7 protein-coding genes are annotated in these 6550 nt (G+C 67.4%); 4 read left to right on the forward strand and 3 right to left on the reverse strand.

What is annotated here, in order from left to right:
• Nucleotides 1-5: 5 nt before the first annotated feature.
• Both F6Q13_RS02565 and F6Q13_RS02570 read right to left on the reverse strand, forming a co-directional pair.
• Nucleotides 6-686: a DUF427 domain-containing protein gene (locus tag F6Q13_RS02565; protein WP_293051795.1), complete on the reverse strand. Its 681-nt coding sequence runs from the start codon at nt 684-686 to the stop codon at nt 6-8.
• Nucleotides 683-1210 carry a TetR/AcrR family transcriptional regulator gene (locus F6Q13_RS02570; protein ID WP_293051820.1) on the reverse strand — a complete coding sequence of 176 codons (528 nt, stop codon included), beginning with the start codon at nt 1208-1210 and terminating at the stop codon, nt 683-685. The genes F6Q13_RS02565 and F6Q13_RS02570 overlap by 4 nt, the downstream gene beginning before the upstream one ends.
• Before the next feature lie 105 nt (nt 1211-1315).
• On the opposite strand from F6Q13_RS02570, the gene F6Q13_RS02575 reads away from it, so the two are divergent.
• Nucleotides 1316-2476, forward strand: coding sequence for a CoA transferase (locus tag F6Q13_RS02575; RefSeq protein ID WP_293051798.1), 1161 nt, complete (start codon nt 1316-1318; stop codon nt 2474-2476).
• Here the strand turns inward: F6Q13_RS02575 and F6Q13_RS02580 are convergent.
• On the reverse strand, nt 2473-3579 hold the full coding sequence (locus F6Q13_RS02580; RefSeq protein WP_293051821.1) for an alcohol dehydrogenase catalytic domain-containing protein: 1107 nt from the start codon (nt 3577-3579) through the stop codon (nt 2473-2475). The genes F6Q13_RS02575 and F6Q13_RS02580 overlap by 4 nt on opposite strands.
• Before the next feature lie 14 nt (nt 3580-3593).
• Here F6Q13_RS02580 and F6Q13_RS02585 point away from each other — a divergent pair, with 14 nt between their 5' ends.
• The 3 genes from F6Q13_RS02585 to fadD5 all read left to right on the forward strand — a co-directional run bounded on the left by F6Q13_RS02585 (nt 3594) and on the right by fadD5 (nt 6306).
• Nucleotides 3594-4073 (forward strand): thioesterase family protein, encoded by a 480-nt coding sequence (locus tag F6Q13_RS02585; RefSeq protein ID WP_293051800.1) that lies wholly within the window; start codon nt 3594-3596, stop codon nt 4071-4073.
• A gap of 20 nt (nt 4074-4093) precedes the next feature.
• The gene (locus F6Q13_RS02590; RefSeq protein ID WP_293051803.1) at nt 4094-4537 is read left to right on the forward strand and encodes an SRPBCC family protein; all 444 of its coding nucleotides are present in this window, start codon (nt 4094-4096) and stop codon (nt 4535-4537) included.
• 167 nt (nt 4538-4704) lie between these two features.
• Nucleotides 4705-6306, forward strand: coding sequence for a fatty-acid--CoA ligase FadD5 (gene fadD5, locus F6Q13_RS02595; protein ID WP_293051805.1), 1602 nt, complete (start codon nt 4705-4707; stop codon nt 6304-6306).
• Nucleotides 6307-6550 lie beyond the last annotated feature (244 nt).

The following is a 6550-nucleotide window of genomic DNA, read 5'->3' on the forward strand; positions in this document are numbered from 1 at the left end:
CTAACTCAAGGGCCGCAAGGGAGTTCGGCAACGACGTCAGCCCGCGTCGGGTCGAAGCTGAGAAATCCCTTGATCGGCGTACTTTCCGGCGGCGGGTCCGGATAACTCCAGGCGACGTCGGTCACCACGGTGTCACCGATGACCGCAGCCCAATAGATGGCCACGCCCTTGTAGTTGCAGTAGCTCGACGTCTCGGTAGGCCGTAACAGGTCGGTGCGGACCAACGACGGATCGACATAGAGCCGGGGCTCCAGCGCGGTCTCGAACACGATCACGGTGTCGTCGGTGTCGACCAGCGTCGTGCCGGCGATCTCGACCCGCAGCCGGCGCTGCGTCGGGCGGCAGTCCACGCGGTGATACGGGTTCGGCGGGTAGTGCACGAGTTTGCGGCCTTCTTCCAGCCAGGTGTCGACCGCATCCCAGGGCACCGCGACGTAGCCGGGCGCTTCGGGCTCGGGCTCGTGGGGCAGCCCGTCGACCTCGTCGGCGGGAAACGCATAGGACAGCGGCCGGTTACGCCGGTGTACCAGCACCGCCTGCTCGGTGTCGATGACCACGCGGCCGTCGCGGACGGCCTGAATGCGGCGCGGGTGCGGTTCGACGTAGACCAGATCGGGGGGCAACGGCGACGAGAACCGCCCAGCCGGATTCGGGCCCAGCGGTCCGCGGCCGGCGAAGAGGCTCACGCCGCCGGTTCCTTCAGACCGACCGCGTGCCGAAGCTGCGCCAGGAATTGATCGCCGTCGTCACTGCGGACAATGTAATGCGACACCGCCACCCGGATCGCGGTCGCCGCCTTGACCGCTGCATTGGGTCCGGTAAGCAGCCGTTGCAGGCGTGCCCGCATCACCGGAATCACCTCCGCCAGTTGGGCGATGGTCACTTCTGGCTCGACGTCGATGATCCGGACACCGGAGTAGGATTGTTGGTATTCGACGATGAACCGCAGCGCGGCATCGAGTTTGGCGGTGCCATGCAGCCCGGCGGTGGCCCGGCTCATGCCGGTGTCGAACAGCTGGCGTTCGTAGGCGCCGAAGGCGGTGAGCAGTTCCTCCTTGGAGGCGAACCACCGGTACAGCGTGGGACGCGAGACGCCGGCTTGCGCGGCGACGTCGGAGAGGTTGAGTTTGGTTAAACCGTTGCGGCTGAGCACCTCCGCGGTGGCCTGAAGAATCCGGCTCTGTGTCGACACGCCGTCGTCTCCCGTCATCGCCGCGACTTCTCGCTGGCCGGCCACCGGCGGTAGCCTGCAGTCTCGTCTAGGGTATCCGGCTAGCTTACAAATCAACATCATCGTGTACGTTAGGAGGCTTACGTGGCCGGACCGCTGGACGGCATCAAAGTCGTCGAACTGGGCGTCTGGGTAGCCGGTCCGGCGGCCGGCGGCATACTGGCCGACTGGGGCGCCGACGTCATCAAGATCGAGCCACCCACCGGCGACCCGGGTCGGCTGTTCGCCGCGATGCTGGGAACCGGCATCAACCCCCCGTTCGAGATGGACAACCGCTCCAAGCGCAGCGTGGTGCTGGACCTCAGCAGCGACGACGACCGCGCGGCCGCGCTGGAATTGCTCAGCGACGCTGATGTTTTCGTCTCCAACGTGCGACCGGCTGCGCTGCACCGGCTGGGGCTGGATTACGAAACCCTGGCTGCGCGCTACCCGCGTTTGGTCTACGGCTTGATCACGGGTTACGGCCTGACCGGACCCGATGCCGACCGCGCCGCCTACGACGTCGCGGCGTTTTGGGCCCGCGCCGGACTGGCCCATCTGCTGACCCGGCCGGGTGACCCGCCCCCGTTCCAGCGGGGCGGCATGGGTGACCACGCCGCGGGCATGACGTTGGCCGCAGCGGTGTGCGCGGCGCTGATCTCCCGCGCCCGCACCGGGTCTGGTCAACTGGTCACCACTTCGTTGTACCGGCAGGGTGCCTACACGGTGAGTTTCGACCTCAATACGTTGCTGCTCACCGGATCCCCGATCGGCGTCGGGCAACGGGAATCGATGGGCAATCCGTGCATGAACAACTACGCCGCCGGTGACGGACGCCGGTTTTGGATCGTCGGGCTCGAGGGCGAGCGGCACTGGCCGCCGCTGTGCCGAGTGGTGGGCCGTCCCGAATGGTTGACCGACCCGCGCTTCGCGCATCCGCAGGCGCGCGCCGCCAACGCCGCCGAGCTCGTCGCCGAATTGGACGAGATCTTCGCGACCAAGCCCCTCGCGCAATGGGCGGACATCTTCGCCGCCGAACCGGATTTCTTCTGGTCGCCGGTCAACACGCTCGAGGACGTCGTCGCCGACGAGCAGTTCCACGCTGCCGGCGGCATCGTGCACGTTCCCGGCGATAACGGCGGGGTCGCGATGGTCGCGACACCGGCCGACTTCCACGGCACACCCTGGGCTCCCCGTCGCACCGCGCCTTCCCTCGGCGAGCACACCGAGGAAGTCCTTGCCGCGCTCGCCGGCCGTCGCGCCTAAAACCTGATCAGTTGCCGAACTTCGGCGCCCCCGGCGAGGCGATCCATCGCGGTGTTGATGTCCTCCAGCGTGATCGTCGAGGACACCAGCGATTCCACCGGCAACCGGCCCGCGCGCCACCACGACACGAAGCGCGGAATGTCGCGCGCCGGCACCGCCGAACCGAGATAGCTCCCGATCAGCGAACGGCCTTCGGCGACGAGACCTAAAGGCGACAGCGCGATTCGGGCGTCCGGGGGTGGCAGCCCGACCGTGATCGTGCGGCCCCCGGGGGCGGTGAGCTCGATGGCCGTCTGCAGCGCGGCGGGATGACCGGCCGCCTCGATGACGATCGGCGCCGTGACACCGGCCTCGACGGCCGCCTCCGGCAGGTAGGTCTCGTGTGCACCGACCGCCTCGGCCGCGGCCAGCTTCGCCGGCAGCCGGTCGACGGCCATCACACGGACGTCGTCGTGCGCCAGCGCGGTCAGCACCGCCGCCATCCCGACACCGCCCACGCCGACGACGGCCACCGTCTGGCCGGGTCGCGGCGAAGCGACATTGATCACCGCGCCGCCACCGGTCAGCACGGCACATCCCAGCAGCGCCGCGACGGCGGGTGGAATGTCGGACGCGACGGGCACGACGCTGGCGCGATGGACGACCGCGTGCGTCGCGAAGCCCGAGACACCCAGGTGGTGATACACCGACCGGCCGTCCCGGCTCAGCCGCATGCCGCCGCCCAGCAGGGTGCCTGCGGCGTTGGCGGCGCTGCCCGGTTCGCACGGGGCCAGCCCCGCGGTGGCGCACCCCGGACAGTGACCGCAGTGCGGCAGGAACGCCATCACCACCCGCTGACCCACGTCAACGTCGGTGACGCCGTCCCCGGTGCATTCGACGATGCCGGCCGCCTCGTGGCCCAGCAGCATCGGCACCGGCCGCACCCGGTTGCCGTCGACCACCGACAGGTCGGAGTGACAGACACCGGCCGCTTCGATGCGGACCTGCAGTTCGCCGGTGCCCGGCGGCGCCAGGTCGAGCTCGGTCACGCTGATCGGCCGTGACTGAGCGTACGGACGGGGTGATCCGATGTGCTCCAGCACGGCACCGCGGATGCGCAGCATGGTGGAATACAACCATGCCCTCCCCCGCCGCGGGTCGGTCCGTCTCGGACAGCCTGACCAGCCGCGACTTCCCCGTGCAGTGGCCGGTGCTCACCCGGTGGGCCGACAACGATATGTTCGGCCATCTCAACAATGCCGTGTACTACCAGCTCTTCGATACCGCGATCAACGGCTGGATCAACACCACCCTGGGCATCGACCCGCTCACCACGCCGTCGCTGGGCATCGTCGCCGAATCGGGATGCCGCTACCTTGCCGAGTTGCGCTTTCCCGAGCAGTTGGTCATCGGATTGGCGGTGACCAGGCTCGGGCGCAGCAGCGTCACCTATCGGCTCGGGGTGTTCCGGGCCGACGGCGATCAGGACGGTCGGGAACAACCGGTGATCGCCGCACTCGGGCATTGGGTGCACGTCTACATCGATCGCACCACCCGCAAGCCGCAACCTATTCCCGAGGCCATCCGGGCGCTGCTGTCGACCGCCCGCGTCACCTGAGGCGCGGCTATGCTCGGCGGATGCCGGTAGTGAGCAAGACCGTCGAGGTGGCCGCCGACGCGGCCTCGATCATGGCCATCGTTGCCGACTTCGAGGCCTACCCGCAGTGGAACAAGGAGATCAAGGGTCTGTGGGTGCTGGCCCGCTACGACGACGGCCGCCCCAGCCAACTCCGCCTCGACGCCACCTGGCAGGGCTTCGACGGCACCTACATCCAGGCGGTGTACTACCCGAGCCCGAATCAGATTCAGACGGTGATGCAGCAGGGCAATCTGTTCACCAAGCAGGAGCAGCTGTTCAGCGTGGTCGAGGTCGGCGCCACCTCGCTGCTGACCGTGGACATCGACATCGAGACCGAGCTGTCAGTGCCCAAGCCGATGGTGAAGAAGATGGTCAACGACGTGCTGGACTACCTGGTGGACAACCTCAAACGCCGCGCCGAGCAGTTGGCGGCCGGTTCCTAGGGTTGCCACCTCCGTCGGCTTGCGAGGGCGCCTGCGCGTGGCGCGCCGCGAGCCGTACTCCCGCCCTTGTCTTTGCCGCGCACAGACTTTACTGTGACGCAGGCGACAGTCGATAGCGATCAAGCCCGGCGGGCTGTGAACGATGCGGAAGGGAATGCCAGTAGTCGATGGCCACCGAGCAGCCCTACCTCGCCCGCCGGCAGAACTGGGTCAACCAGCTCGAGCGGCATGCACTGATGCAGCCTGGCGCGACCGCGCTGAGGTTCCTCGGTCATACCACCACCTGGGCGGAGCTGCATCGCCGCGTCGCGGCGCTGGGAGATGCGTTGCACCGCCGCGGCGTCGGTTTCGGGGACCGGGTGATGATCTTGATGCTGAACCGGACCGAGTTCATCGAAGCAGTGCTGGCCGCCAACAGAATCGGCGCGATCGCAGTGCCGGTCAACTTCCGGCTGACTGCGTCCGAACTCACGTACCTCGTCGAGGACTGCGGGGCGCACGTGATGATCACCGAATCGGTGTTGGCCGCCGTGGCCGCTGCGGTCCGCGACATCGCCCCGCTCCTCGACACGCTCATCGTCGCCGGCGGTGACGGCGAGGGTGGTCTTGTCGACTACGAACAGCTGATCGAAGAAACCGGCGATCCCCACGAGCCGGTCGATATTCCCGACGAGTCGCCGGCGCTGATCATGTACACATCCGGCACCACCGGCCGGCCCAAGGGCGCCGTGCTGACCCATGCCAACCTGACCGGCCAGACGATGACCGGCCTGTACACCCACGGTGTCGACCTCGACGACGTCGGATTCATCGGGGTGCCGCTTTTCCACATCGCCGGCATCGGCAACATGCTGACCAGCATGCTGCTGGGCATCCCCACCGTGATCCATCCGCTGGGCGGATTCGATCCCGGGAACCTGCTCGACGTGCTGGCCGCCGAGAAGGTCACCGGTATCTTCCTGGTGCCCGCCCAGTGGCAGGCGGTCTGCGCTGAGCAGCAGGCGCGTCCCCGCGACCTCCGGTTGCGGGTGATCTCGTGGGGCGCCGCGCCGGCATCAGACACGCTGCTGCGACAGATGTCGGAAACCTTTCCCGGCGCGCAGATCCTGGCCGCGTTCGGCCAGACCGAGATGTCGCCGGTCACCTGCGTGTTGCTCGGCAGGGACGCGATCGCCAAACGCGGATCGGTCGGCAAGGTGATCCCAACCGTCGCCGCGCGGGTGGTCGACGAGAACATGAACGATGTGCCGATCGGTGAAGTCGGTGAAATCGTCTACCGAGCACCGACATTGATGAGCGGTTACTGGAACAACCCGCAGGCCACCGCCGAGGCGTTCGCCGGCGGCTGGTTCCACTCCGGTGATCTGGTGCGGATGGATGAGGACGGCTACGTGTGGGTGGTCGACCGCAAGAAAGACATGATCATCTCCGGCGGGGAGAACATTTACTGCGCCGAAGTGGAAAACGTCCTCGCCGCTCACCCGGCGATCATCGAAGTCGCCGTCATCGGTCGGGCCGACGAGCAGTGGGGCGAGGTGCCGATCGCGGTGGCGGCGGTCGCAGACGACAACCTGAAGCTCGAGGACCTCGACGAGTTCCTCACCGAGCGGCTGGCCCGCTACAAGCACCCCAAAGGCCTGGAGATCGTCGACGCGCTGCCGCGCAACCCGGCGGGCAAGGTGCTCAAGACCGAACTGCGGAGTCGCTACGGCGGGTCAATGCCCGAAAAGGCATTCGCATCAACAGATCCAACACCGCCTGACAACTGACGAGCCTGGCGCAAAGTCGTCTACGACCGAGTCGCGCGGTTACCTGAGCCAGCGCCACCAGATCTCGAGCAGCGGCCTTCGCCGGCTATTTGACCTCAGATTGCCTGCAGTGCAGGAGCGCGGTGGCACGATCGAGCGCGTGGCGGTATTCGCGTTCGATCTGTTCGACGATTTCAGCGACTGGTTCGATCTCGCGCGTGGTATGCAAGCCCTGTCCAGCCGCCCACACGTCCTTCCAGCGTTG

Source organism: Mycobacterium sp. (assembly GCF_008709575.1).
Classification (GTDB): domain Bacteria; phylum Actinomycetota; class Actinomycetes; order Mycobacteriales; family Mycobacteriaceae; genus Mycobacterium.

Bases quoted from the DNA above. Each gene is read 5' to 3' on its own strand.
- F6Q13_RS02570 (WP_293051820.1), bottom strand. From the start codon at position 1,210: ATGACGGGAGACGACGGCGTGTCGACACAGAGCCGGATTCTTCAGGCC.
- F6Q13_RS02580 (WP_293051821.1), bottom strand. From the start codon at position 3,579: ATGCTGCGCATCCGCGGTGCCGTGCTGGAGCACATCGGATCACCCCGT.
- F6Q13_RS02585 (WP_293051800.1), top strand. From the start codon at position 3,594: ATGCCCTCCCCCGCCGCGGGTCGGTCCGTCTCGGACAGCCTGACCAGC.
- F6Q13_RS02590 (WP_293051803.1), top strand. From the start codon at position 4,094: ATGCCGGTAGTGAGCAAGACCGTCGAGGTGGCCGCCGACGCGGCCTCG.
- fadD5 (WP_293051805.1), top strand. From the start codon at position 4,705: ATGGCCACCGAGCAGCCCTACCTCGCCCGCCGGCAGAACTGGGTCAAC.